Here is a 25573-nt window from a genome sequence, read left to right as displayed (position 1 = left end):
GGTTAATGCATCAATAGGTTCAAAAATAGAACAAAAAGCGTTCCGCTTTCGTTGTCAATGGCTTAACTTTTGTAGCCCATCGGCATTATATATTTACAATATAATTCTCACGATGGGTACTCGATGCCAGCCCCCGTCTCCCGAAAGGTTTTAGGCTCGCGAAGTTTTTTCCAACCCTCCCCGATGAATCCCACGCCGTAGCCAATCAACTGCGTAAAAGCGGCTCTTACGCTTAACAAACCAATTTGTACACTCTTTTCTTTACGCGTAGCGTCAACGAGCACCAGCACAGCGAATAGCAGTAGCACACCCAGTGCTAACTGAAACAGGACCGTACTGATGAGAGCCCAAACCGGTACAGAGAGCACAAACAGGGTAAACAGAGCCGGAAAGGTATGAACAAGTTTCAGCTCACCTGGATAATAGCGCGAAATGTTGATTCGGGCTCTTCCAAAAAAACGCAACTGACGGTAAAACTGCCCAAAATTTGTCCGGCGTTTGTGGTAAATAAAGGCATCGGCGATCAACCCCGTTTTGAAGCCGTTTTCAATGATCCGAATGGCGAACTCGATGTCCTCCCCCATTCGGCTCAGCTTATACCCGCCAATCGTTTCCCACACCTTCCGCGACAACCCCATGTTGAAACTTCGGGGGTGAAATGTACCGCCCAGATTCTTTTTGCTGCCCCGAATACCGCCCGTCGTGAACGGTGACGTCATCGAGTAACTGATCGCTTTTTGAACGGGTGTAAAGTCAGGGTGGGCCATATCGGGACCGCCGTAGGCATCGAGCCAGTCTGATTCCAGCCGTTCATGGACGACAGAAAAATAATGCGGTGGGATCAGCGCGTCCGAGTCGAAGATAACAAAGTAATCACCGTTGGCCCGTTCAAAACCAACGTTGCGCGTAAACCCCTGCCCGGAGTTTTCCTTAAAATAGTATCGAATGGTTAGTTGATCGGCAAAGGCGGCCACCACATCGTCCGCTTTGGTTTTAGAACCGTCTTCAACGACAACAACCTCAAAATGCGTATAGGTCTGTTTCGTCAGACTTACCAGCAGTTCGCGTAGTTCGTCGGGACGGTTGAAGACGGGAATGATAACGGAAAAAAAGATCATGGCAGGCGGTCAAACAACCAGGTTCGGAACGAATCTACCGAGTGAAACAAAGCGTCGGGTTTGAGCGGTTCCAACACAGCAGGCTCCGCCGTTGATGCCCAGGCGGCTGCGGCAATCGGCACACCCGCCTGACGACAGGCTGTAATGTCGCTGGGCGCATCGCCAACGTACAGCACCTCTTCCGGTGCTAACTGCCACTCCTCCCGAATCCGGTTGATGTTGCCGGTTTTGCTGTTGACCTGCAAATCGCCGTACCCAAATGCACTGAAGTATGAAGTCAACTGATAAAACTTGAGCGACATAGCCGCACTGTGTCGGCCTTTTCCCGTCACTAAAGCCAGTTTAACGTCTTTGCTTTGCAGATCGGTCAACAGCGATTGTACACCCGAAAACAGGTCCGGGTAATCGGCGTGGAACTGTTCATAATGGGTTAGGTAAGCGGCAACACCCTCGTCGAACGCATCGGGAATCAACGCTTTGATGGTTCCCTCCTCGGATGGGCCGAAGGTCGCAATGATTTCCGCATCGCTCACGGAACGGCCCAGCCGGGGTTCGATGGATGACCGAAACGCCCGAATACAAAGCGGTAGCGTATCGGCCAATGTGCCATCGAAGTCAAAAATTACACCCTTTACAATCATGCCAATGCCTCCTGCAAGCTTTCTTCGTTCGCCTGAATAATCTGGCTGATCAAATCGTCGGTCAGGGCAACTGACAGGAATAAGCTTTCAAACTGCGAAGGAGCCAGATAAACGCCCCGCTTCAGCATAGCGTGGAAATAGCGTCCAAACAAAGGCAGATCGCACGTTTTGGCTTCGGTAAAGTTGGTTACCGATCGCTCGGTCATAAACAAGGTGAACATGGAGCCGATGTGGTTGATCGTGTAGTTCAGACCCAGCTTTGTCAAGGACGACTGAAAGCCGTTGACCAAAGCCGCACCAATTTCTTCTAGCCGCGTATAAACTTCCGGGTGATCGTTCAGGTGGTGCAGCATCGCGAGTCCCGCCGACATGGCAATTGGGTTACCCGAAAGCGTTCCGGCCTGATAAACGGGTCCGGCAGGTGATACCACATTCATGATGTCAGCGCGTCCACCGTACGCACCGACGGGCATACCTCCGCCGATAATTTTCCCCATCGTCGTCAGGTCGGGCGTAATACCGAATCGCTCCTGCGCTCCGCCTTTAGCCAGTCGGAAGCCCGTCATCACCTCATCGAAAATCAACAACGTGCCGTGTTTGTCGCAGAGGGTACGAACCCCTTCGAGGAAGCCCGGTTGAGGAAGTACACAACCCATGTTGCCTACCACCGGCTCCAGGATGACAGCGGCTACCTGATTCTGATTGTTTTCCAGCAATTTCTCAACGGCGGCCAGGTCGTTGTACGGCGCGGTAAGCGTATCAGCCGCCGTCGCTTTCGTGACACCGGGACTATCGGGAATACCCATCGTCATGGCCCCGCTACCGGCAGCGATCAGAAACGAGTCACCATGCCCGTGGTAGCAGCCTTCAAATTTGATAATCTTGTCCCGACCGGTAAAGCCCCGCGCCACCCGGATAGCCGCCATCGTCGCTTCGGTACCGGAGTTGACCATCCGCACCTTTTCGACGGAAGGGACCATCGTTGTGATCAGCTCGGCCATTTCGACTTCCTTGCGCGTGGGAGCGCCGAACGAAAACGAATCCTGAATCGCATCGCGAACGGCTTTTTCGACCGGCTCGAAAGCGTGGCCCAAAATCATTGGCCCCCAGGAGTTGATCAGTTCAATGTATTGCCGTCCATCTTCGTCATAGAGGTACGGTCCTTTCGCCGATTTGATAAAAACCGGGGAGCCGCCCACCGCCCGAAAGGCTCGGACGGGTGAGTTGACACCACCAGGAATCAGCGTTTTTGCTTTCTCAAATAATTGTTCGCTTGTTGTCATAGGTTGCATGAGTTCGCTTTATACCGACTTAAATAGTTTGTTTATGGCGTACTCTTTTGATCGTTAGTTAATCTTCACAAATCGCCCGTCCTCGAACTTGACGATTGGCGCCAATTGATTGTCGTTACTCTGTGTATAATCGAAGCCCGATAGCAGGTAATCATCCGTATCGGAACGCAGGCTGTTTCTGTTACGGAACTGCGTGCCATTCTTCGCCAGCTGACGCCCGAAAAACAGCATCATGTCGTATCCCTGACTGACGAATATCGACGGGATGGTGTTCTGCTTCGCTAAGTATTCTTCTTCAAACGCAGTAACCGGCTCCCGCGATGAGTCGATAAAATCCGGGTAAAGCAGGTAAAGATCCCGACGGGTAAAGGTTGAGGGACCGTTCTTGTAAAAATCAAAGGCCGAAGCCGTGGCAATTAGTGGCCCATTTACTTTACGACGGCTTAGGGCGTCGATCATGCGATTACCTTCCTCGTCGTTACTGCTTGCAAAGAATACGTGCCCTACCGAAACGGGGGTGACGGTAGCCGGGGTGGTTGCCGAGGTTGAACGGGTGGGCGTTGCGGTACCTGATAGCTTCATGGCGTCGGCCATTGTCTGAGCCGAACCGCTCACCTTTCGAAAATCGAGGATCTGGTAGTTTTGCCGTTTCAGTTCGTTCCGATACGCGGTAGCCAGCAACGAATCCTTGCGGGTTGAACCAAAGTAAATAGCCGCCCGGCGCAATCCTTTCAGGTTACGGCTTAGTTCGGCGGCTTTCAGCGCCTGTTGGTTCAGGGATGGCTGCGCCAGGAACGACATGGGCTGGTTGCTCACCAATTCACTGCTGGTAGCAATGGGATTCAGCAGCAACATGTTGTTTTGATTGGCAAACGTCGACGCAATCCGGTTCGGCTCGACATAAAGCGGACCGATGATCATGTCCGTCTGGGCAAAAGCAGGACTATTGACCAGTTCCAGCGTTTTGTTCGCATCATTGTCAACATCATAGGCGAACAGATTGATAGTTATTCCTTCTTCCTGCAACTTGTCCTTCGCCATCTTGATGCCATTGTACAGGTCATACACGTACTGGTTAGACCGCTGACGCTTATCAGGATTAAATTCGTCCAGGCGAAACGGAAACATAATGGCAACGTTGTAATAGCCTTTTGCCCGCGTATTACGGGCCGGTTGAGCGGGCGTCGTTGCGGTTGGGGTAGCCGCTGAGGGGGTAGTCGAGGCTGCCGTACTTGTCGAACGAGGGCCCACCGTACCGGGTACGCCAAAGCGGTTTGTTAAGCGATCCGACAATTCCAGATCATCTTTATCAGTAGCCGTTCGCTGAATAAGGTCGATCAAAGCCAGCCCCACGATACGATCATCAGGAAACTCTCTGTTCAGTTGCTTCAGTTGATTCAAATTCGTCACTCGTCCCAGAAAAGCCTGTTCTAGCTTTGTCACATCGGTTCGAAAAGCTGGATTCCGGATTTGCTGAATGGCGTCAAGTGCGTCTTCGTACTGCCCGGTTTCCATGCAGGTTGCCGCAAACAGATAAGTCGCGTCGTCCATTTTTTGCCAGTTCGGGTAGCGATTCATCAACTGTTTGATCATTAGCCGAGCCTGGGTAAAATCTCGTTGCCGGAAGGCAGCAAGCGCATAGTAGTAGTGTGCATAGGGCGCCAAAGCGCCCTCCCGCTGGATGATGGTATTCAGGTCTGCCCTAGCCCGCTCGTAATTGCCCGTTTGCACCAACTGAACGGCTGCTTTATACCGTTTTAACGCATCGCCAGAAACCTGCGCTACAGCGAGTAGTTTATTTAGAAGCAAAAGCAAACTAACTATCGTTAGTGTACGATAATTCATCCTACCGTTCATGTTGTTTATTTGGGTTAATGCACAAAAGCAACGCCCAGGCGTTGCTTTTGTTGGCTGTTACCAGACAGTTTCGATTCTATTGTCAAGACCTTGGACTGACCGTAACCGTTACTTTTTCTGTTTTGCTTTCCGTTGTGCTTCGTCAGCCTGTTTGCGAGCCTCTTCAGCCGCAGCCAGTTGTTTTTGCAATAGCGCCTGGAAACCACCGGGTTTCTTGGCCTGACCCGACGCACTTTTCCGACGATTTTCGTCCAGCACCGCTTTAATTTTATCCTCGTCAACAAACCGGCGAATAAGCTGTTGCTGCGTGATCGTTACGATGTTCGATACAAAATAATAGAACGTCAGACCGGCTGGATACGAGTTCAGAACGAACATAAACATCAGCGGAAAAACGTAGCTTAACGCCTTCATGTTTACCGGCCCCGGTTGAGTCGGCGTGGTCTGGTTGTTGTAGTAAGCGTACGCAATCGACGACGCGGTCATCAGTACCGTAAACAAACTCAGGTGTCCGCCAATGAACGGCAGCGTTGGGAACGTGATAAACGCATCGTAGGTCGAGAGGTCACTGGCCCACAGGAAGGGTTTCTGCCGCAGTTCGATTAGGTTTGGAAACAGCATGAACAGCGAGAACAGAATAGGCATGGTAGCCAACACCGGAATACAGCCACTCAACGGACTAACCCCTACTTCCTGATAAAGTTTCATCTGCTCCGACTGCTGCTTCGCCATATCGTCGCCCACGCGCTCCTTGATCTCATTGATCTCAGGGGCTAGAACGCGCATCTTGGCCATACTCACGTACGATTTGTAGGTCAGTGGCGTCAAAAGCAGCTTTACGAAGACAACCAGCGCGATGATCAGCAGGCCGTAATTCGAGATAAACTTCTCCAGCAGGTTAAATACGGGCACGAAGAAGTATTTGTTGATCGGCTTCAGGATCGAGTAACCCAGGTAAACGTTCTGGTCGAACTCGGGCGCTACACTACCCAGCAACTGGAAATCGTTGGGACCGTAGTAGAATTTGTACTGTCCTTTACCGGCTTTCACGTCAGCAATTGGCAAGGTTACGTCGGCTACGGCCGTTTTGACAACACTGCTATCAGCCGGATCGACCAGCGCTTTAAAATCGGCTTTGGGCATGGGCGCATTTTTTGCCACAAAACCCGCCAGAAAATACTTGTGCTTGATGGTAAACCACTGAACGGGTTCTTCCACCGTAACTTCCTGATTGCTTTCACCTTCGGTCAGCTTCTCGAAGTTCTCGTCAGCCGTCAGGTAATCGATGGTAGCCGCGCGACGGTTGTTCGATAAATCGTTCTCGTACTGGCTCATTTTGTCTTCCCAGAAAAAACGAATATCGCCGTTAGCTACGGTGCTCGACAGACCATTCAGTTTCAGGTCGTAATCCAGTACGTAGCCTTCTGCCGGAACGGTATAGACCTGCTCGACGGACTGACCTGGCGCTACTTCCGCCCGGAAGACAATCTGCTGGGGCTGGCCGCTAACCGTACCGCTCTGCGCCGTAGTCTGGTAGTAAAGCTTGTGTAAATCGACTTTGCCCCGGTTGGTTGGCAGTTCCAGCAGCGTTTTGCTGCGCTGATCATCGATGAGTACGAGTGGCTTCTGATCGTAGGTCTTGTAGTTTTTGAGGATTACTTCTTTAACCCGACCACCCTGTGTACTGAAGGTTAATTTTATGTCTTTGTTTTCAACGACGATATCGCGGTTTTCACCGGTTGCTACCGTTGCGAAGTCGCCAAACTGCGCTTTGGCTGCCGCTGAGTCGAGGGGTTGTTCGGCCTTGGTGATAGCCGCAGCCGCGCCCGACGCTGTTGTTGGTTTTGTTGTCTGCGTTTTTTGGGCAGCCTGTTTTTCGGGCGCGGGTTTCGGCACCAGCAGTTGATAGCCGACCAGCATCGCCAGAATCAGGACAATGCCAATTACTTGATTACGATCCATTTTCTATGATTTCAATTTTCGGTCATCAGTCTCGGTCGAACCCTAGTAGAACCGAGACTGACGACTGAAAATTATTTTTGGCAAAATTACGCCAATATCGGCGGTTAATCAACCACCTCGACGGTTTCTACAGGAGCGGAGCGCTCTGGCGTGTCAGCGGTGCGTTTCTGCTGATTATAGGTGAGCGCGGCCCGTACAAACTGCACAAATAACGGGTGCGGATTCATAACCGTGCTCTTCAGTTCAGGGTGAAACTGCACGCCTACAAACCAGGGGTGGCTCTTCAGTTCAACGATTTCGACCAGATTCGTATCGGGGTTAATTCCCGTTGGGCGTAAACCTGCCTTCTCGAACCGATCCTGGTAATCGTTGTTGAACTCATACCGGTGCCGATGCCGCTCACTGATCTGCGTTTTACCGTAGATCTGATGCGCCAGCGAATCACGTTTCAGTTTACACGTGTACGCACCCAGACGCATCGTACCACCCTTATCCGTGACGGTTTTCTGTTCTTCCATCATGCTGATAACCGGGTTCGGTGTATCCGGTTCCATCTCGCTCGAATGCGCGTCTTCGATACCCATCACGTTGCGGGCGTATTCGATGACAGCCATTTGCATACCCAGGCAGATACCGAGGAACGGAATGTTGTTTTCGCGCACGAAACGTACAGCGTTGATTTTACCGTCGATTCCCCGTTCGCCAAAACCAGGCGCAACCAATACCCCGTCCAGATCGCGTAGAACCTCGGCGCAATGGTGTTCGTCAACCAGTGTCTCGGACTGAATCCATTCCAGCTGCACTTTGCATTCGTTGGCCGCACCGGCGTGGATGAACGCTTCGGCAATCGATTTGTAGGCGTCGTGCAACTCAACGTATTTACCAACCAGACCGATTTTTAAGGTGTCGCCCGGATTTTTAAGCCGCCCCAAAAATCCTTTCCACGCGTCCAGATCGGCATCCCGGTCGTTGTACAGATCCATCATGTACAGCGCCCGCTGATCGAGCCGCTCTTTCTGCATCAGCAACGGTACGTCGTAGATCGTCTCGGCATCGATGGCTTCGATAACGGAGCTAACCTGTACGTTACAGAAAAGCGCGATTTTCCGGCGAATGTCCTGCGGCAAGGGGTGCTCGGTCCGACAGACGATGATGTCAGGCTGAACGCCATTTTCGAGCAGCATCCGAACGGAGTGCTGCGTTGGTTTGGTTTTTAACTCGCCCGCCGATTGCAGGTACGGTACCAGCGTCAGGTGAATGACAAGGGTATCGTGTTCGCCCAGTTCAAACTTAAGTTGCCGAACAGCCTCAACGAAAGGCAGTGATTCGATATCACCCACGCAACCGCCGATTTCGGTAATCACGATGTCGTACTCGCCCGTATCACCCAGTAACCGGATATTCCGCTTGATTTCGTCGGTGATGTGGGGAACTACCTGAACGGTTTTTCCCAGGAAATCGCCCCGGCGTTCGCGCGTGATGACGTTGTTGTAGATACGGCCTGTGGTGATGTTGTTCGCCTGAGAAGTCGGGCGATTCAAAAAGCGTTCGTAGTGCCCCAAATCGAGGTCCGTTTCAGCGCCATCGTCTGTAACGTAGCACTCACCGTGTTCGTATGGATTCAGTGTACCAGGGTCGATATTGATATACGGATCGAATTTTTGGATCGTTACCGTAAGCCCTCGTGATTGAAGAAGTTTGGCCAGTGAAGAGGCAATGATGCCTTTGCCAAGTGATGAAGTTACCCCGCCCGTAACAAAAATATATTTCGCGGATTTTGGTCCCGTAGCCGCCATGATTCAAACCTGTTTTGGTCGTTACGGGATGTAAAAGTACGAAAAATTAGCCGAAAAAGAGCGAAGAAATCCAGGAAAAAGTTACTCTCCTGGCTAATCCACTACTAGTCAACGTTGTACTTGAGAAAGCGATCCTTGCTTTTGGGAATTCACAAAGCCCTTCGCCTAGCATGACCTCAACACGCCCCCACCGATGAAGCAAATTGAATCGTACAGTGGTGTCGGCGGGGCCGCCCGCGTGGTGTCGGTTTCTCAAAACCGACACCACCTGCTGTATGACTACTCCTTTTTGTACAGTACCCAAATATTGTTAATGGTACCTATATCCTTTGATTGGAGCCATTGGTTAACATGCCACAACGGCGTTGACGAATAAAGCTGCGGTTTAAACCCAAGGCTGTCCAGAAGTGGAAGTTTTTCTTTAGCGTCGTTGTACGTAGTTGCCAGCCATGCATTTTTCAGATAACGAATCGAATCCTGATTGTGCATTTCAACGAGTTTCATATCCGGCGCGGCCCGACGGTAGAACATCAATTGCAAATGGCTTTCTGTTTCAAAGGGCGTGTGATCGATGCAATAAACCGTTGGACTCGCTCCGTCGAAGTAGTTGACCAGTTTGCGCGAAAATTCGACGCTTTGGTAATACGGATTCAACACCAGAAATAGCACCAACACCAGCACGTTCAGTCCTATACTGAAATTCATCACTCCTTTTATAATCAGTCGAATCCATTTTTCTGCCCGCTCATAATAGCGGATAAAGGACGGTAATCCCCAGCCCGCAATAATCGGCATGACATTGACAACCGGGAACATAAACCGCTCTTCTTTATGCGCCACCAGACAATGGCCCAAAACGAAAAAGACGACGGCCAAAACGATTGGCTGCCGGTATTCTTTCAGCGCTCCTTTCAGACTGTAGTAAAACAAGAAAATACTAAAAGGGGGCGCACCCACCACCAGAGTCAGCATGAGAATGTACCACACAAAACTGGACGTACCGAATTCAGCCGCTTTACCTTCCGTGATATTGACCCGGTAATAGTCATATGGCGTAAATACCAGCTGGTGGTAAAAATGGTAATCGAGGAATACGTTGATACCCACCCCGACGAGAAAGCCGATGGCCAGGGGCAGCAGGTTACTGTATTTTTTTTCGATGATCAGCAACCATATGCCGAATCCGACAACGCCGAACGCGATCTGAAAACGAAAGTAGAACGCCAGGCTGAACAGCAATCCGGTCAGGAAAACATAGGCAAATTTCTCATTTCTCTTTTCGTACAGGAGAATAGCGCCGAAGAACACGATAGACGATGCGATTTCGGAGCTGAACAGAGTGCGAACGTACGGCAGCGACCAGGACAAATTGATCAGCAGCAATACGAGAAAAAGTCGCTTTCTGTCCGACTTGAAGTAATGAATACCCAGGGCATTAAACAAGACGAACCCGGATACGCCAAAAAGGACTCGGAGAACAGCTAGTTGGCTATACGGATCATTAATCTGCAAAAATTGGCACACGGTAACGAAGCCCGAAAACAGGTACACCTGAAGCGTAGGCCGTATATGGCTGTTTAACTCCCACACCCCGGTGGCCCCGGACGGTTCGCCCAGTTGCCAGGAAGAAAACTCGATTAATTGAAAATGCTGATCAGGATGCAGGAAACCAACCTGAGTAATGCAGAAAATAATCTGTAGAAGCAGCGAGAAAAGCAGGAGCCACCGTAACCGTGAATCGCGACGTATCAACTGTAAACTTGTGTTCATTGTAGGGAGTAATCCGAGCGGTATCGTTAAAAAGGCAGCTTGCCCAGGTCTACATTGCCTCCGGTCAAAATAATACCGACGCGCTGTCCCGCAAACTGATCTTTATGTTTTAATACAGCCGCCAACGGCACGGCACACGAAGGTTCGATAATAATTTTCATCCGCTCCCACACCAGACGCATTGCCGCAATGATTTCTTCGTCCGAAACGGTTAGAATATCAGCGACGTGTTCGCGAATCAGGCGTAGTGTCCGCTCGCTGAGGTTTGTCATGAGTCCGTCCGCGATAGTGTTAATGTAGGGCGCTTTTTCGACCCGGCCACTGCGAAACGACAGGATGGCGTCAGCAGCTCCTTCCGGTTCACCCGCAATCACGCGCGTCGTGGGCGACAGGTAGTGGGTAATCAGCGCCGTTCCGCTGAGCAAACCGCCCCCACCAACCGGAGCCAGGATCGTATCGAACGATTTTTCCGTACCAAAATCTTCGATCAGTTCTTTGGCCGCCGTAGCCTGTCCGGCAATCACCCGGTCATCGTCGAACGGATGGACCAGTACGGCTCCGGTGCGTTCGATGACGTCCCGAACCCCGGCTTCACGAGCGTCGAGCGTAGGTTCGCATTCGATGATGTCAGCCCCGTAGTTTCGCACCGCGTCCTTCTTGACCTGGGGAGCCGTGCGCGGCATCACGATGTAAGCAGGCATTCCGACCTGACGGGCGGCAAAGGCAACCGCCTGGGCGTGATTGCCCGACGAGTGCGTCGTAATCGCCTTTCCTTCCTGATGTTCGGCAACCTGCAACACGGCGTTCAAACCACCCCGCGCTTTAAAAGCACCCACTTTCTGAAAGTTCTCACATTTAAAAAACAGCTCGGCTCCGACCCGGTCGTTGATCGTGTGGTTCGTTAAAACGGGGGTACGGTGGATGTAAGGCCGAATACGGTCGTGTGCCTCACGGATGGTAGCTAAAGAGATCATGGATTTTGAAGCATCGAAGGGCGCAAATTACAAAGAAAACGTCCGCTAGGCAGGTAATTATGCGCTGGAGAACCCTTTTCTTACCGGCTGTCTTCCGCTCCAACTTGATTTTCTGGCTAGGATCGCTGTCTTTTGTTTTCGAAAACTCACGTACTAAATCCCTTCCTCCATGAATACGAATCGCCGTTCGTTTCTGAAGCAGGCCGCCGGATCACTGGCTGCCTTATCAATTGCCCCGTCTGCGTTTGCCGAAGCTGGTAAGAAAAAAATGTTTTTCGACATTTCGCTGGCGGAATGGTCCCTACACAAATCGCTGTTCGCCAAAAAAATTACGAATCTGGATTTTCCGGGCATTGCCCGCAAAGAGTTCGACATCAGTATCGTTGAATACGTCAATCAGTTTTTCAAGGATAAAGCACAGGATAAAACTTACCTCAATGACCTGCTGACCCGCTGCAAAGACAACGGCATCACGAACCACCTGATCATGATCGACGGAGAAGGTAATCTGGGCGCTACCGACACAGCCGAACTGAGTAAAGCGGTTGAAAATCACCACCGCTGGGTCGAGTGCGCCAAGTACCTGGGCTGCAAAACCATCCGCGTCAATGCCGCCGGGAAAGGAACCGCTGATGAGGTAGCTAAAGCAGCCGTTGAAGGGCTCGGTAAGCTCGGCGAATTTGCCAAAACCATGAACATCAACGTCATTGTCGAAAATCACGGCGGCTATTCGTCGGAAGGCAAATGGCTGGCGGGTGTTATGAAGCAGGTGAACATGAAAAACGTGGGAACCCTGCCGGACTTCGGCAATTTCTGCCTTAAGCGGGGCGAGGGTCATAGCTGCGTAGAAGAATATGATCGATATCAGGGTACGCAGGAATTGCTGCCCTACGCAAAAGGCGTGTCAGCCAAAACCTACAACTTCGACGCAAACGGTAACTGCGTTGAAACGGATTACAACCGCATTATGAAGATCGTCAAAGACAGCGGTTTCAAAGGTATTGCCGGTATTGAATATGAAGGCGATAAAGTAGACGAATACGAAGGTATCCGCAAAACGAAAGCCCTGCTGGAACGCGTAGGTGCTATGGTTTAATACCGCTTATTCTGAAGCGCCGTTCAGGTAGATCGGCGCTTCAGAATAGTTTTCCTTACTTGCTGATTATGCCCGCCGAAAACCCGGATCTGTTTGTTGCCTTCCGACGGGAGATGCACCGTTTTCCCGAAATTTCCACCCAGGAATTCGCTACCCAGCAGCGGATTAAGGCGTTCGTCAGCCCGTTTAATCCCGTCAAATTAACGGAAGTGGGCAACACCGGTCTGCTACTCCAATATGGCACTGACTTGTCGGGGCCCGTCACGCTTATCCGGGCGGATATCGACGCCTTGCCGATTCAGGAAATAAACGAGTTTGCGCATAAATCGCTTCACAAAGGTGTTTCGCACAAATGCGGCCACGATGGACACACGGCTATCCTCGCCCGACTCGCTTCTTTTTTAAGTCGGAAACCACCAGCTAAAGGTCGGGTTTACCTCGTCTTTCAGCCCGCCGAAGAAACAGGCCAGGGGGCCGAAGCCGTTCTCCATGATCCCGCCTTCGCATCCATTCGTCCCGACCGGGTTTTTGCCTTGCACAACTTGCCGGGTTATCCGCAGGGCGTCATCGTGTGCAGACCGGGCGATTTTACGCCAGCCGTTAAAAGTTTGATTGTCCGGTTTAAAGGAGCCGTATCGCACGCAGCAGAGCCCGAAAAAGGAACCAATCCGGCTTATCTGATGGCGCTGTTCATGTTGGCTAGTAAGGAATTGGAAAACACAGATCCTGGTTCCGACGAGTTTGCCTTGTTAACACCGGTTTATAGTACCTTAGGCGAAAAATCGTACGGCGTCTCGGCGGGTTACGGGGAAATTCATTTAACGCTTAGAACGCGAACGAACCAGCAGATGGATGTTTTAACCGACCGGCTATTGACTACGTTATCGAACCTTTGTGCGGGAAGCGGCATTGCTATAGAAACAGCTACCACGGAAGCCTTCTTTGCCAACCAAAACGATCCGGATGCCGTTGAACAAATCAGAACCAGCGCGCTTCAATTAGGGTTTCCGTATCTTGAAAAGCAAGAGCCGTTCAAATGGGGCGAAGATTTCGGGCTGTTTACGCAGCACCACAAAGGGGCGATGTTTGGTATTGGGGCCGGGGAGCAGTCACCGGCTCTGCACAACGACGATTATGATTTTAACGATAACCTAATTGAACCGGCGGCCCGCTTGTTTCTGGCGCTTATAGAAGACCACCATGCTTAAAACAGCGGTAACAAAACAACGATTTTGCGTCCCTGACTTATTTACTTTTTGAACACATGTCAACACTTCAGTACCCATTTACCGCTAATTTCATCGGCACCGAAGCCGTCGCGGGCGAAGGCGATTTCTTTAAAGCCTTTGCTCCTTCCACCCAGGAACAGCTAACGGATGAATTTACCAACGTATCGAGCGAACAGGCTCATCAGGCGGTAGAAAAGGCAGCCGCAGCATTTATTACTTACGCCAAACTTCACCCTCACCGGCGCGCCGATTTTCTGGATTCCATCGCGACCGAAATTGAAGCGCTGGGTGACACGCTGGTTGAGCGGGCCGTGCTGGAGAGCGGTTTACCGACGGGTCGTCTGACGGGCGAGCGGGGTCGCACGACGGGGCAGCTTCGGATGTTTGCCAGGCTGTTGCGCGAAGGCTCCTGGGTAGACGCCCGCATCAATCCGGCCCTGCCCGACCGTCAGCCACTCCCCCGCCCCGACCTGCGTCAGATGCTGGTAGCGCTGGGCCCGGTTGTGGTCTTCGGAGCGAGCAATTTTCCGCTTGCCTTTTCGGTAGCGGGGGGCGATACGGCTTCGGCGCTGGCGGCTGGCTGTCCGGTTATTTTTAAAGCCCATCCATCCCATCCGGGCACCTCGTCGCTGGTCGGTCAGGCGATTGCCACGGCGGCTCAGAAAACAGACATGCCCGACGGTGTTTTCTCGCTCCTGCACGCCGACAATGAAGTAGCCGGGGAACTGGTCGCTCATCCAGCGGTCAAAGCGGTCGGTTTTACCGGATCGCGAGCGGGAGGTCTGGCCTTACAGCGAATCGCTCAGGAACGGCCCGAACCAATTCCCGTTTATGCCGAAATGAGCGCCGTAAACCCAGTGGTTGTTTTGCCGGGAGCCATTCAGGAAAACGCGACGAAAGTAGCCGAAGGGCTTGCTGCGTCGATAACCCTAGGCGTTGGTCAGTTCTGCACCAATCCGGGTCTCGTCTTTTTGCTCGACTCACCGCAGTCCACGCTTTTTCTGGATACGGTAGCCGAAAAAATACGGGCATCGGCTCCGGCCACGATGCTGAACACGGGCATTTGCCAGAATTACCACAAAGGTGTTCAACATAATCGCGTCATTCCGGGTGTGCACATGCTGGCGGAATCAGAAACGGAATCCGCCGACAGCCGCACCGAAGGTCGCCCTGCCGTGATGACCACGACCGCGCCGATTTTCCTGTGCAGTCCAGCGTTGAGCGAAGAAATTTTTGGTCCAACGTCGCTGATCATCACCTGCCAGACGGAAGCCGAGCTAGCCGAATGCCTGGAAACACTCGAAGGCCAGCTAACGGCTACGCTCTATGCCACCCCGGACGAACTCGGGCAGACTGGGTTCGATTGGGTTTCTATTTTGCAGGCTAAGGCCGGACGAGTGTTATTCGGCGGCTACCCAACGGGCGTCGAAGTTAGTGAAGCAATGACCCACGGCGGTCCATTCCCGGCTACCAGCGACGGCGGTCGTAGTACCTCAGTGGGTACCGGAGCTATTCTACGGTTTGTGCGCCCGTTCACCTACCAAAGTTTTCCAGACGCTTTATTGCCATTGGCCCTGCAAAATGCGAACCCCCTCGGCATCTGGCGCAATGTCGACGGCGAATTAACGAAGTCGTAGGCCTTGTTCTCAGTGTGGTGTCGGTTTCTCAAAACCGACACCACACTGAGAACTGTTTCTTCGGATTACACGTCGAGCATAAATTCCCCATCCATCGATTTACCTGGCAATTCGTCAAATACGCTGACGGTGACCCCGGATATTTCCTTCGTTCTCTTTCCTGCCTATGGTCAAAAGTATGTGAATCGAAACCGTTAGACGTTCAGGCGGTTATGCCTACCAAAGGCGCAATAGCAGGCCGTCCGACCACGTTTTCATATACAGTACGACGAACAGGCAATGAGGGTATTCAACAAATCGACCGCAACTACGAGTACGGCAGTACACACACGCATCTGGTTCCTGCTCCTGTCTATACTGATTCAGAGTAATTGTTTTAGTCAGGGTAAGTATCTAGTGCTGCTGAACGATAAAGCGAACTCGCCCTACAGCTTTAATAAACCGGAGCAGTTTTTATCGCAACGGTCCATTCTACGTCGGCAAAAGCAAAACATCCCGGTTCGGGAACGCGATTTACCGGTCAATCCAGCGTACATAACCCAGCTGCAACAGGCGGGTGCCAAAATCTGGTTTCCGTCGCGTTGGCTTAACGCGGTTTTGGTGGAAGCCACCGACGCGACGCTGGCGACTATTCAAAAGCTACCGTTTGTAAAAGGACTTGACTTTAGCCGCTCGCTTTCCAGCCGCCGGATTAGTGCCGAAGCCACCCTCACAACGATCAGCAAATTGGCTAAAGTTGAGCAAGACTCGCTAGCCTACGGTGATTCAAAATTTCAGGTCGAACAGATTGGAGTTGATAACATGCATCGGCAAGGCTATCATGGCGAAGGCATGCTGATTGCCGTGCTGGATGCCGGTTTTCGAAATGCCAATCAAGTTTCTTTTTTGAAACCACTTTTCAGCGAAAGTCGGGTACTGGCCACGTATAATTTCGTTCGAAAAGAAACGAGCGTTTATGAAGGCGATGATCATGGCCTTCAGGCGTTGTCGGCTATCGCAGCTACGACTGACAATCAGTTATACGGAACGGCCTACAAAGCATCGTTTGTCTTGCTCTGTACCGAAATAGGCAATTCAGAAAGCCGACTGGAAGAAGCCAACTGGCTTTTCGGCGCAGAATATGCCGATAGCGTCGGTGTTGACGTAATCAGTTCATCGTTAGGTTATTCTACGTTCGACGATGCTTCAACCAGCTATACGTACCAGGATATGGACGGTAAAACGGCGCTTTCCAGCCGGGCGGCCCAGATAGCTACGGAAACGGGAATGGTAGTCGTGGTAGCCGCTGGAAACGAAGGTAATAAACCGTGGCGTTACATAACCGCACCTTCCGATGCCGTATCTGTGCTCGCTATTGGAGCTGTCACCCAAACCGGTCAGCGCGCTTCCTTTAGTTCGTTTGGCCCCTCGCCAGACGGACGCGTGAAGCCAGACTTGGTTGCCCGAGGACAGGGCGTCGTCCTTGGCTTGGCTTCCGGCTTGATCGGAACAGGCAATGGCACTTCCTTCGCGACACCGTTGGTTGCAGGTCTGGCGGCTGGTTTCTGGCAGGCGCACCCCCAACTCACGGCTGCTCAGGTAACCGCGAGCTTGCGTCAATCAGGCAGCCAGTACAGCACACCCAACGACGAGTTAGGCTATGGTATTCCCAATTTTGAACGGGCCTCCGCTCTGGCCGCTACCTACAGTCAATTGCTGGTGTATCCGAACCCATTTAGCGAAACAGAGCCACTGGCAGTTCAATGGGGTGAAATCGCAGCGAATACACCCATTGAGGCTACCCTTATCAATCTGGCAGGCCGTGTCTTATGGCGAAACAGCGCAACCTATAGTGGTCTTACCACTTTCGTTTTACCAAACCTAAATTTATCGGCAGGGTTATACTTTCTGACACTCGTTTCGGGTGATAAGAAGCGAACCGTGAAGGTGATAAAACGATAAGCGGATTTCGTAATACACTAAGAATCAATTTTGTATGGCAGCAATCCGGGTTATTCGAGGAGATATCACCAAGCAAAGCGTTGATGCGATTGTCAACGCAGCCAATGAAAGCCTACTGGGTGGTGGTGGGGTCGATGGAGCTATTCACCGCGCAGCGGGTCCTGAGCTTCTCGCCGAATGCCGCGCGCTACACGGCTGTAAAACCGGCGACGCCAAACTTACCAAAGGATACCGTCTACCGGCCAAGTATGTCATCCATACCGTTGGTCCGGTCTGGCGGGGTGGTGCGCACGGAGAATCTGACTTGTTGGCAAGCTGCTATCATCGCTCGCTCGCTATTGCGCAGGAAAAGGAATTGGTGAGTATCGCTTTTCCAAACATCAGTACCGGTATTTACGGCTATCCTAAAGACAAAGCCGCCGAGATAGCAATTTCAAGCGTCAGGCAGGCGATGGCCCAGCCCACTTCCCTCCAAGACGTTGTCTTTATCTGCTTTGACGCCGAAAATTACGATCGCTACAAAAAGCAGATCTACTAGCAAACGATTCAAACAATAAGGCGTTCCCGGTTAATCGGAGAACGCCTTATTGTTTGAATCGTCAAGCCTATTAGTCATTTCCAATAACGGAACTGCTATCTGATTTTTGTCTGCGTTGTTTAACGTATGAGTTGTTATCAGAATTGTTTGGTTCTGACACTCGTTGTATTTTGTAATTCCGATCAGCCAGACTCATTGAAGGTGTATGATCGACCGTTATCCCGCCAGCAGGTTGTGCATTGGGTACCGACTTTTTGTAGTCAGCCAGACGCGCATCCGCCGGAGATGGCTGCTGAACAGCGACGCCGGCATTACTTTCCCAACGCCGAGCCGTAGCGGCTTTGTTGGCATGTTTATAGTTATGCGTCGAGTAGGTCGGGTCCTTACGGAGCTTTCGCTCATCCTGCGCCTGAGTTTGCACGGCAAAAGCCAGTAACCCCAGACTGATTAGTACTGTGAATGCAGCTTTCATAACTCTTTCTGTGGTTTTGTTGTAAAGCAAAACTATGCTTTTTACTATACCATCAAAACAAGAAAAAGAGCTACTATATTTATAGTTAAAGCCAATTTTTTACCATCATATGCCTATCTATGGGTTTTTCAGTATAATTTTTGCCCGTTTTCACCATAAACAAGTGAAAATTTAGCATTTCCCTCCAACAGTGCACATTATTTTTTTTACTTTTTTGCCACCAGAAAGGATTGAATTTACGCTAAGGCAAGTGGTATAGGTCTATTTCCTTCTATCTAGCAGAAAATCAGCGCGTAACTAGTAGCTATTCATCTTCCGAATCATGCGAAGTACCGACTCGGAATCCGTTAGTTGTTGTACTTCATCCATCGATAACCAACGAACGGCATTGACTTCATCGGTGAGGATAAATGGCTCGTTCGGGTCGGCTTCGAGTAAAAACCGGATGTCGTAGTGCAGGTGTTCAGGCACGTCGCCACGGGCCGGAATGGGATGAACATCCACGTCGTAAATTTGCGGACTAATGGGCTTTAATGAGGTCAGTCCTGTCTCTTCTTCGGCTTCCCGAAACGCAACACCAGCAATGTTGGGATCGCCATCGGCATGTCCCCCCGGCTGAAACCAGCGATCAAGCTTTCGGTGGTGGATCAGTACGGTTTTCTGACGATCGGGGCTGACAATCCAGGCCGAGCCGGTCACGTGGCCAATGAGCAGACTTCGTTCAAAACAATCAGCATTAGCCTGAACAAAAGAAAGCGTGTCCTGGGTCATCGCTTGTTCTGTTGAATCGGCTGGCTGGTGCTGCTTTAGTAACGTAATTAGCGGATAACGGTGCATTATATTGGTATTTCTGCGTAAAAAAATGCAATTTGGTCCAGTTTTCTGGATTACTCTATAGACAATCATGCGTAAACTTTCGCTTTCGGTCGCCACACTTTGCCTGGCGGCTCAGTTATCCACCGCTCAGATTAAGTTGCCATCACCTAGCCCTGGCGCAACAGTAGGGCAAACCCTTGGGACCACCGATTTCAGCATTACCTATTCTCGTCCGAGCCTGAAAGGTCGCACGCCCTTTACGGACGCGTTTGTACCAGCGGGTAAAGTTTGGCGGACGGGTGCCAATGGCGCAACGGCCTTCACAACATCAACGGATGTGATGATCAATAGCAAAACGCTCCCCGCCGGAAGCTACGCCATCCTATCGATTCCCGACAAGAACGACTGGACGTTGATTTTCAACAAAAACAAATCGGTTACCGAACAAAACTACAAGCAGGACGAAGATGTACTGCGCGTTCAGCTCAAGCCAACGACGACGGGTGAAAAACTGGAAACGTTCACCATCGGCTTCAGCGATTTAACCGACAGCACCGCGAAACTAAACTTTATGTGGGCCGACGTTAAAGCAACGGCTGATCTGCGCGTTGACGTTTCGGCGAATGCAGCCGCCAACGTAGACAAGGCCGTAGCCGAAAAACCCGACGATCCGGCGGTATTGCAGGCAGCCGCCAGCTACAATCTGTCAAAGGGTCGTAATCTGGATCAGGCACTGAGCTGGATCGACAAGTCGGTGGCCGCAAAAGAAACGTACCGGAACCTGTTCGTTAAATCACAGATTCTGGGTAAGATGGGTAAATACGCTGATGCGCTGCCCGTAGCCCAGAAAGCGCTAACGCTCGGCCAGTCCTCAAACGATGCTGCTTTCTCCTTCTTCAAAGAGGGCATTGAAAAAAGCATCGCCGAATATTCGACCAAAGTACCCGCTACACCCGCCAAAGGTGCAAAAGGCAAGAAAAAAGCGTAAGCTTAGTAACTAATCAATAAAAAGGTCCGCTCCAGAATCTGGAGCGGACCTTTTTATTAAGCCCGAATCAATCGTTGAAGGACCCACGCAATACCGACAACCAACAGGCATCCAATCACGTTCAGCCACAGGAAAGCCGTCAGTTCAAAGTGCCAGCTGAGAATAACCAGAATCTCCGCGATGATGGCTGCCCAGAACGTAGCTGCGCCACCGATTGATTTGACGTAAAACGCAACCACGAACACGCCCAGAATAACGCCATAGAACAGGGAACCCAGAATGTTGACGGCTTCGATCATACTGCCAAACTGGTTGGCGAACTGCGCGACAACGATGCAGAATACCCCCCAGCCGATGGTAGCCCAGCGCGACACCGTCAGGTAATGCGCGTCGTCGCCGTCGTGGTTATACAACCGCTTGTATACGTCGACGACGGTGGTGGAAGCCAGCGAACTGTAAGCAGCCGCAATGGACCCCATCGACGCGCTAAAAATTACGGCAATGAGCAAACCAATCAGACCATGCGGGAGGTAATCGAGCACAAACCGCAGAAATACGTAGTTCACGTCATTGGTATCCGCAGCGGGGTTGTTTTCTTTAATGAGTTTCACCACATCGTCTTTTACCGTTTTTAGCGCGTCGTCGGTTTCGCGTAGGCTGGCGGTGGCTGCTTCCTGCGCGGCATCGTCCTTGCGTTGGAGAGCGGCCTGCATATCGGCAACGACCCGCTGACGGTGGCTGGTCAAGTTCTGGTGCTTTATTTCGGCCAGTTGATACGCGCGGGCGTACGGACCTTCTTTGAGTTTGTCTGTTTCCTGCTTATTGAAAAACGTTGGCGACGGATTATACTGGTAAAATACAAACACCAGCACGCCAACCAACACGATCAGGAACTGCATCGGCACTTTCAGCAAGCCGTTCATGAGCAGTCCCAACCGGCTTTGTCCAATCGACTCTCCGGTCAGGTAGCGCCCCACCTGCGACTGGTCGGTGCCGAAATAAGATAGCTGTAAAAAGAAACCGCCAATCAGCCCTGACCAGATGTTGTAGCGACTGTTGGGATCGAATTTAAGATCGATCAGGTTCATACGTCCGGCTTTACCGGCTACGTGCAGCGCATCGACGAAACCTACGCCGTCGGGCAGTAGTTTAACGGTCAGGTAACCAGCCAGTACCATTGCAAACGTGACAATCGCCATTTGCTGGAGGTGCGTGTACGAGATGGCTTTTGTCCCGCCAAAAACGGTGTAGATCAGGACAATTCCGCCCATGATCAGATTGGTCCAGTAAATATTCCAACCCAGAATGGTCGAAAGGATAATCGCTGGCGCGTAGATGGATAAACCGGTCGAAAGGCCCCGCTGGAGCAAAAACAAGCCCGCCGTCAGGGTCCGAACTCGTGCGTCGAAACGGGTTTCCAGGTATTCGTAGGCCGTAAAAATTTTGAGTTTATGAAAGATCGGCACGAACGTCACCGACAGAACGACCATAGCCAGTGGTAAGCCAAAATAAAACTGCACGAAGCGCATTCCGTCGCTGAATCCCTGCCCCGGTGCCGACAGAAAAGTTACGGCACTAGCCTGCGTTGCCATGACCGACAACCCAACATGATACCAGGGTAACGACCGACCGGCCAGCAGGTAATCGTCCATACTCTGGCTTTTTCGACTGCGCACAACACCGTACAGCATGACGCCCAACAACGTCAGAACCAGTATACTCCAATCCAGTGTACTCATGAAAGCCAGCGCATTAAAACGTAAAACAAAACGATTTCAACGGCTAGACTACCAATAACAATCGCGTAGAGCTGAGACCAGGAGCTGACAAATGGAGGCAAGTCGGACGGTTTTTCGGACATAAAAGGTGGGTTGATGACTAATAACGGCGAAATTAATGTAAATCTGACGATCCCTTTTGAATTACCTGCTGATTACCCTAGTTTGCGGCTGTACCTGACAACAAAGCCGCATGGAAAGCCAGTCTCCCCTTACCAACGAAAAAATGTTATTCGACCTCACCGGCAAAGTTGCCCTTATTACAGGTGCCAGCAAAGGTATCGGCGAAGACATTGCCCGGCTATATGCCCGCTTCGGCGCAAACGTCGTTGTGAGCAGCCGCAAGCAGGATGTACTGGACCAATTAGCCACCGACATACGGGCGCAGGGCGGAGAGGCTACTGGCATTGCCGCTCACGTTGGCGATATGGAGCAGCTAAAGCAACTGGTTGACAAAACGGTAAACGTGTATGGCGGCATTGATATTCTGGTAAATAACGCGGCATCAAACCCGGTTTTTGGACCGGCGCTCGACTGCGATGGTATGGCATTCGACAAGATCATGCAAGCCAACGTAAAGGCTCCGTTTGAGTTAAGTAAACTGTGTTATCCAAGCATGAAAGCGCGTGGTGGCGGCAGTATTATCATGATGAGCAGCATTGCCGGTCACACACCCGACCCCGGTTTAGGCATCTACAGCGTCAGCAAGGCGTCGCTCAATATGCTGACCAAGGTGCTGGCAAAGGAATGGGGACCCGACGGTATCCGCGTCAATGCCATTTGCCCCGGCCTGATCAAAACCAAATTTAGCCAGGCTCTCTGGCAGAACGAGCAAATTCTGGACCATTTCACCAAACGACTGCCCATTGCCCGCATGGGTACAACCGACGAAATTAGCCCACTGGCACTTTTCCTGGCTTCGGATGCGTCCTCGTACAGCACCGGTAGTTTGTTTTATGCCGATGGTGGGACAGTAATCTAACCGTCAGCTGACATACGAAAAAGTCCTGTCCAAACTCAATAGGAACTGAGTCTGGACAGGACTTTTCCTTTAGTTGATTTGTTTATTCTTCGTACTGAATACGGGCTTGCGCGTTACCCTCAAAGGTATTGCTGGCGTTGGCATCGTCGTTGATCGACGCGTAGTAACCAACCAGGATACCGTAACCCCCACTCCCACTGATCCGGGTATTGCGAATAGTCATAGCTGCGTCATGGCCGTAGAGCGCCAGATTAGCCCGCTTGCCCGATACAATCGCCTTGCTGCCCGCGTTGCTGATCTCGGCCTGATCGATGCTGTTTTGCGTACTCGTTGAGTGGCTCAAAATTCCGACCCAGTACGCCGTTGTGTTGGCTGCTCCGGTAAACCGGATCTTCTGTTCAGCCGTTCCCTTAGCCAGCAGATACCCTTCTTCATTGATGATCACCGTGACATCACGCGCAGCTTCGACGGTTACGCCCGGATGTAGACGCCAGCCAGTGCGTACCGCGATGGTATTCAGCAGCCGGTACGGCGTTTTATCGGCAAAACCTTTCCAGTTGATTTCGCCGTCGCTGCCGTTCGAATGGCCGATGTACGACCCATTCACTTCTACCACGTTACGCCCGTTGCCGCTGGTGAATACCGAAGCAACGTCCAGTTTGGCAACGTTTTCCGTCGATACGATGATACCGGCTTCGCTGTTGTTGCTAAATACGTTTGTCGAAAACTCACGCAGAATCGCTTCTTCCTGAACAAGCAATCCATAGCCGTCATTTTGCGCGAACAGGTTGTTTTTCAGTGCCAGTTGGCTCTGCTTGAACATGGCCATCCCCGTTTTTTTACCGTCCAGCATGGTTCGGCTTCCGGCGTGTAATACCTCGACATGCTCCATCACATTAACATTGCTTTCGGAATACAGCATAATACCGATCCAGTACCCTTTGGTTTGCCCAACCCCGATGAAACGTATCTTTTTGTCGGCTGTTCCCTTGGCAATCAGGATTCCACCCTCGTCGTTGATGTCAAACCGTACATCCCGCTCAAACGCAATTACAACGCCGGGCTTGATAGTCAGTTCGTGTTTAACGGCAATGTTTCTGGGAACGATATAGTCCGGCAGATTCGGACTAGCAATGCGATCCTCCAGTATTGTCTTCACCGTAATGTCTTTATCCAGCGTCAGCGGCTGCGCAACAGAAGCCGTAACCAGAACTTTGTCAACGTTTGTTATAGCCCCGTTTGAAACAGCTACCTCCAATTCGTATTCACCCACTTCATCAGGTACAAACGTTGGCTTGGTCGTAGTGGGTGCCGTTAACGTGACCGTACTGGCCGCTGGTTTCTTCGTAACGGTCCATTGAAACGTGATAGCTTTACCCTGACCATCGTGCGATGCTGTACCATCTAACGTTACGGTTTGTCCAACCTGAACCGTCTGGTCAGGACCTGCGTTGGCGGTCAGCGCATCAACGGGTTCGACCTGCGGTTTTTTACAGCCCGTCACGAGCAGCGCAGCGCTTAGCAGCAGGGTACTTACTTTTTTAACGAATGCCAGTCTCGTGGGGCGAGGACCTTGAGCATGGGTAGCAACGTAGTTCATGTTCTTTGTTGTTTGACAGGATTGATTTGATTACGAAAAAAAAGTGCGCGGTTTCGGATCGTCCACCCGCGTTTACTGGATTGTCCGGAAGTATTGATACAGTGAAGCCAGTTCTGTCTCGCTGTACTGAGCGGTCATTTTCCAGGGCATGTTGTCGTTATTGATCTGATGGCCGCTGGGCGTTTTACCCGTACGAAGCGTATGAATAAATTGCGCCTGCGTCCATTTACCAACGTGGCCGGTACGGGTGAGATCAGGTACGGGAGGCATACCGGGTGCTACTGGCTCACCGCCTTTCAGCGTAGGCTTGTGGCAACCACTGCATGAAATTGACAGGTACTTACCCTGAGCGATGCCTTCGGTCGTGTCGGCGCTAGCCACAATAGGTAGTTTGTGGTCGATTTTTTCCACCGACAGCAAAGGCATCTTGTCGAGATAAGCCATTACGTTGACTACTGGGCCGAGTTTACTGGCGGGCACCACATGGTCAGCCGCTGGCACCTGCTGGCAGTATGCGATGATAGCCTGTAAATCCTGCTTCGACAGTAACGTTGTTTCGTGCGAAGGCATAAATAACAGCGGACGGCCGTTTCGATCAACACCGTGACGCAGGGCAGCCAGCCAATCGGCGGTGCTGTAATCAGCGGGTAATCCGCCTTTACCTTTTGTCAGGTTAGCAGCGACGAGCCGACCCAGCGCCGGATCGTCCATCATGATTTTGCCGTCGAGCTTTTCACCATGACACTCAATGCATCCTTTGATTACCGCCAAGTGTTCGCCCCGCTTCACGATGCTGCTGTCGCGGGGGATGTCTATGGTTTCGGTGGCGAAGCTGTGTTTCGTTGCCGTTCGCTGGTTGATGTTGTTGGTGATAAAGAAATACGCAATGAGGAGTATGACGGCCAGGCTTAGCACGATACCGCCGATCCATTTACCAATTTTTACGAGTGCTTTCATTCGTGTTGTTGTCTTTTGGTTAACGGGCCTGCCAACGGCCTTTTAACGCTGCAAAACTCAACACCAAAGCGGGCTCAGCACCTACGCGAAACGGATAAGGAACTACGCAAACCGGATTATCGCGAAAAA

The 25573-nt window shown here is 51.4% G+C and carries 20 protein-coding genes; 7 read left to right on the top strand and 13 right to left on the bottom strand.

Going from position 1 to position 25573, the window contains the following annotated elements; translation table 11 throughout:
• Positions 1-107: 107 nt before the first annotated feature.
• The 8 genes from LQ777_RS09450 to LQ777_RS09415 all read right to left on the bottom strand — a co-directional run bounded on the left by LQ777_RS09450 (position 108) and on the right by LQ777_RS09415 (position 11410).
• Positions 108-1115, bottom strand: coding sequence for a glycosyltransferase family 2 protein (locus LQ777_RS09450; RefSeq protein ID WP_232562825.1), 1008 nt, complete (start codon positions 1113-1115; stop codon positions 108-110).
• Positions 1115-1759, bottom strand: coding sequence for an HAD family hydrolase (locus LQ777_RS09445; RefSeq protein ID WP_232562270.1), 645 nt, complete (start codon positions 1757-1759; stop codon positions 1115-1117). The genes LQ777_RS09450 and LQ777_RS09445 overlap by 1 nt, the downstream gene beginning before the upstream one ends.
• Positions 1756-3042 carry a glutamate-1-semialdehyde 2,1-aminomutase gene (gene hemL, locus LQ777_RS09440; protein ID WP_232562269.1) on the bottom strand — a complete coding sequence of 429 codons (1287 nt, stop codon included), beginning with the start codon at positions 3040-3042 and terminating at the stop codon, positions 1756-1758. The genes LQ777_RS09445 and hemL overlap by 4 nt, the downstream gene beginning before the upstream one ends.
• 63 nt (positions 3043-3105) lie before the next feature.
• Positions 3106-4896 carry an ABC transporter substrate-binding protein gene (locus tag LQ777_RS09435; RefSeq protein ID WP_232562268.1) on the bottom strand — a complete coding sequence of 597 codons (1791 nt, stop codon included), beginning with the start codon at positions 4894-4896 and terminating at the stop codon, positions 3106-3108.
• A gap of 120 nt (positions 4897-5016) precedes the next feature.
• The gene (gene yidC / locus LQ777_RS09430) at positions 5017-6870 is read right to left on the bottom strand and encodes a membrane protein insertase YidC (RefSeq protein WP_232562267.1); all 1854 of its coding nucleotides are present in this window, start codon (positions 6868-6870) and stop codon (positions 5017-5019) included.
• A 104-nt stretch (positions 6871-6974) separates the two neighbouring features.
• Positions 6975-8666 carry a CTP synthase gene (locus LQ777_RS09425; RefSeq protein WP_232562266.1) on the bottom strand — a complete coding sequence of 564 codons (1692 nt, stop codon included), beginning with the start codon at positions 8664-8666 and terminating at the stop codon, positions 6975-6977.
• Positions 8667-8945: 279 nt separating this feature from the next.
• A complete protein-coding gene (locus LQ777_RS09420) occupies positions 8946-10436 on the bottom strand; it encodes a glycosyltransferase family protein (RefSeq protein WP_232562265.1) in 1491 nt (496 codons plus the stop codon).
• Between the two features lie 26 nt (positions 10437-10462).
• Entirely contained in the window at positions 10463-11410 is a 948-nt protein-coding gene (locus LQ777_RS09415) for a threonine ammonia-lyase (RefSeq protein WP_232562264.1), read from the bottom strand.
• Positions 11411-11579: 169 nt separating this feature from the next.
• On the opposite strand from LQ777_RS09415, the gene LQ777_RS09410 reads away from it, so the two are divergent.
• From LQ777_RS09410 to LQ777_RS09390, 5 genes are all read left to right on the top strand, one after another.
• The gene (locus LQ777_RS09410) at positions 11580-12506 is read left to right on the top strand and encodes a sugar phosphate isomerase/epimerase family protein (protein WP_232562263.1); all 927 of its coding nucleotides are present in this window, start codon (positions 11580-11582) and stop codon (positions 12504-12506) included.
• Positions 12507-12574: 68 nt separating this feature from the next.
• Positions 12575-13714: an amidohydrolase gene (locus tag LQ777_RS09405; RefSeq protein WP_232562262.1), complete on the top strand. Its 1140-nt coding sequence runs from the start codon at positions 12575-12577 to the stop codon at positions 13712-13714.
• A 56-nt stretch (positions 13715-13770) separates the two neighbouring features.
• Positions 13771-15372: an aldehyde dehydrogenase (NADP(+)) gene (locus LQ777_RS09400; protein WP_232562261.1), complete on the top strand. Its 1602-nt coding sequence runs from the start codon at positions 13771-13773 to the stop codon at positions 15370-15372.
• Positions 15373-15651: 279 nt separating this feature from the next.
• A complete protein-coding gene (locus LQ777_RS09395; protein ID WP_232562260.1) occupies positions 15652-17313 on the top strand; it encodes a S8 family serine peptidase in 1662 nt (553 codons plus the stop codon).
• Positions 17314-17347: 34 nt separating this feature from the next.
• Complete coding sequence (locus LQ777_RS09390; protein ID WP_232562259.1) at positions 17348-17851, top strand: O-acetyl-ADP-ribose deacetylase; 504 nt, start codon at positions 17348-17350, stop codon at positions 17849-17851.
• A 70-nt stretch (positions 17852-17921) separates the two neighbouring features.
• Here the strand turns inward: LQ777_RS09390 and LQ777_RS09385 are convergent, their stop codons facing one another.
• Together LQ777_RS09385 and LQ777_RS09380 are read right to left on the bottom strand one after the other, a co-directional pair.
• The gene (locus LQ777_RS09385) at positions 17922-18323 is read right to left on the bottom strand and encodes a hypothetical protein (protein ID WP_232562258.1); all 402 of its coding nucleotides are present in this window, start codon (positions 18321-18323) and stop codon (positions 17922-17924) included.
• A gap of 297 nt (positions 18324-18620) precedes the next feature.
• A complete protein-coding gene (locus LQ777_RS09380; protein ID WP_232562257.1) occupies positions 18621-19160 on the bottom strand; it encodes an NUDIX hydrolase in 540 nt (179 codons plus the stop codon).
• A gap of 67 nt (positions 19161-19227) precedes the next feature.
• Between LQ777_RS09380 and LQ777_RS09375 the strand changes: the two genes are divergently transcribed.
• Positions 19228-20127, top strand: coding sequence for a DUF2911 domain-containing protein (locus tag LQ777_RS09375; RefSeq protein WP_232562256.1), 900 nt, complete (start codon positions 19228-19230; stop codon positions 20125-20127).
• A gap of 56 nt (positions 20128-20183) precedes the next feature.
• Here LQ777_RS09375 and LQ777_RS09370 read toward each other — a convergent pair whose 3' ends face one another.
• Complete coding sequence (locus LQ777_RS09370) at positions 20184-21866, bottom strand: sodium:solute symporter family protein (RefSeq protein WP_232562255.1); 1683 nt, start codon at positions 21864-21866, stop codon at positions 20184-20186.
• Positions 21867-22098: 232 nt separating this feature from the next.
• On the opposite strand from LQ777_RS09370, the gene LQ777_RS09365 reads away from it, so the two are divergent.
• Positions 22099-22887, top strand: coding sequence for a glucose 1-dehydrogenase (locus tag LQ777_RS09365; RefSeq protein WP_232562254.1), 789 nt, complete (start codon positions 22099-22101; stop codon positions 22885-22887).
• Between the two features lie 82 nt (positions 22888-22969).
• Here LQ777_RS09365 and LQ777_RS09360 read toward each other — a convergent pair whose 3' ends face one another.
• Together LQ777_RS09360 and LQ777_RS09355 are read right to left on the bottom strand one after the other, a co-directional pair.
• On the bottom strand, positions 22970-24487 hold the full coding sequence (locus tag LQ777_RS09360; RefSeq protein ID WP_232562253.1) for a right-handed parallel beta-helix repeat-containing protein: 1518 nt from the start codon (positions 24485-24487) through the stop codon (positions 22970-22972).
• A 72-nt stretch (positions 24488-24559) separates the two neighbouring features.
• Positions 24560-25444: a cytochrome c gene (locus tag LQ777_RS09355; protein ID WP_232562252.1), complete on the bottom strand. Its 885-nt coding sequence runs from the start codon at positions 25442-25444 to the stop codon at positions 24560-24562.
• Between the last annotated feature and the right edge of the window lie 129 nt (positions 25445-25573).

The sequence above is a fragment of the Spirosoma oryzicola genome (assembly GCF_021233055.1).
Classification (GTDB): domain Bacteria; phylum Bacteroidota; class Bacteroidia; order Cytophagales; family Spirosomataceae; genus Spirosoma; species Spirosoma oryzicola.
This window is presented reverse-complemented; position numbering and strand designations above follow the sequence as displayed.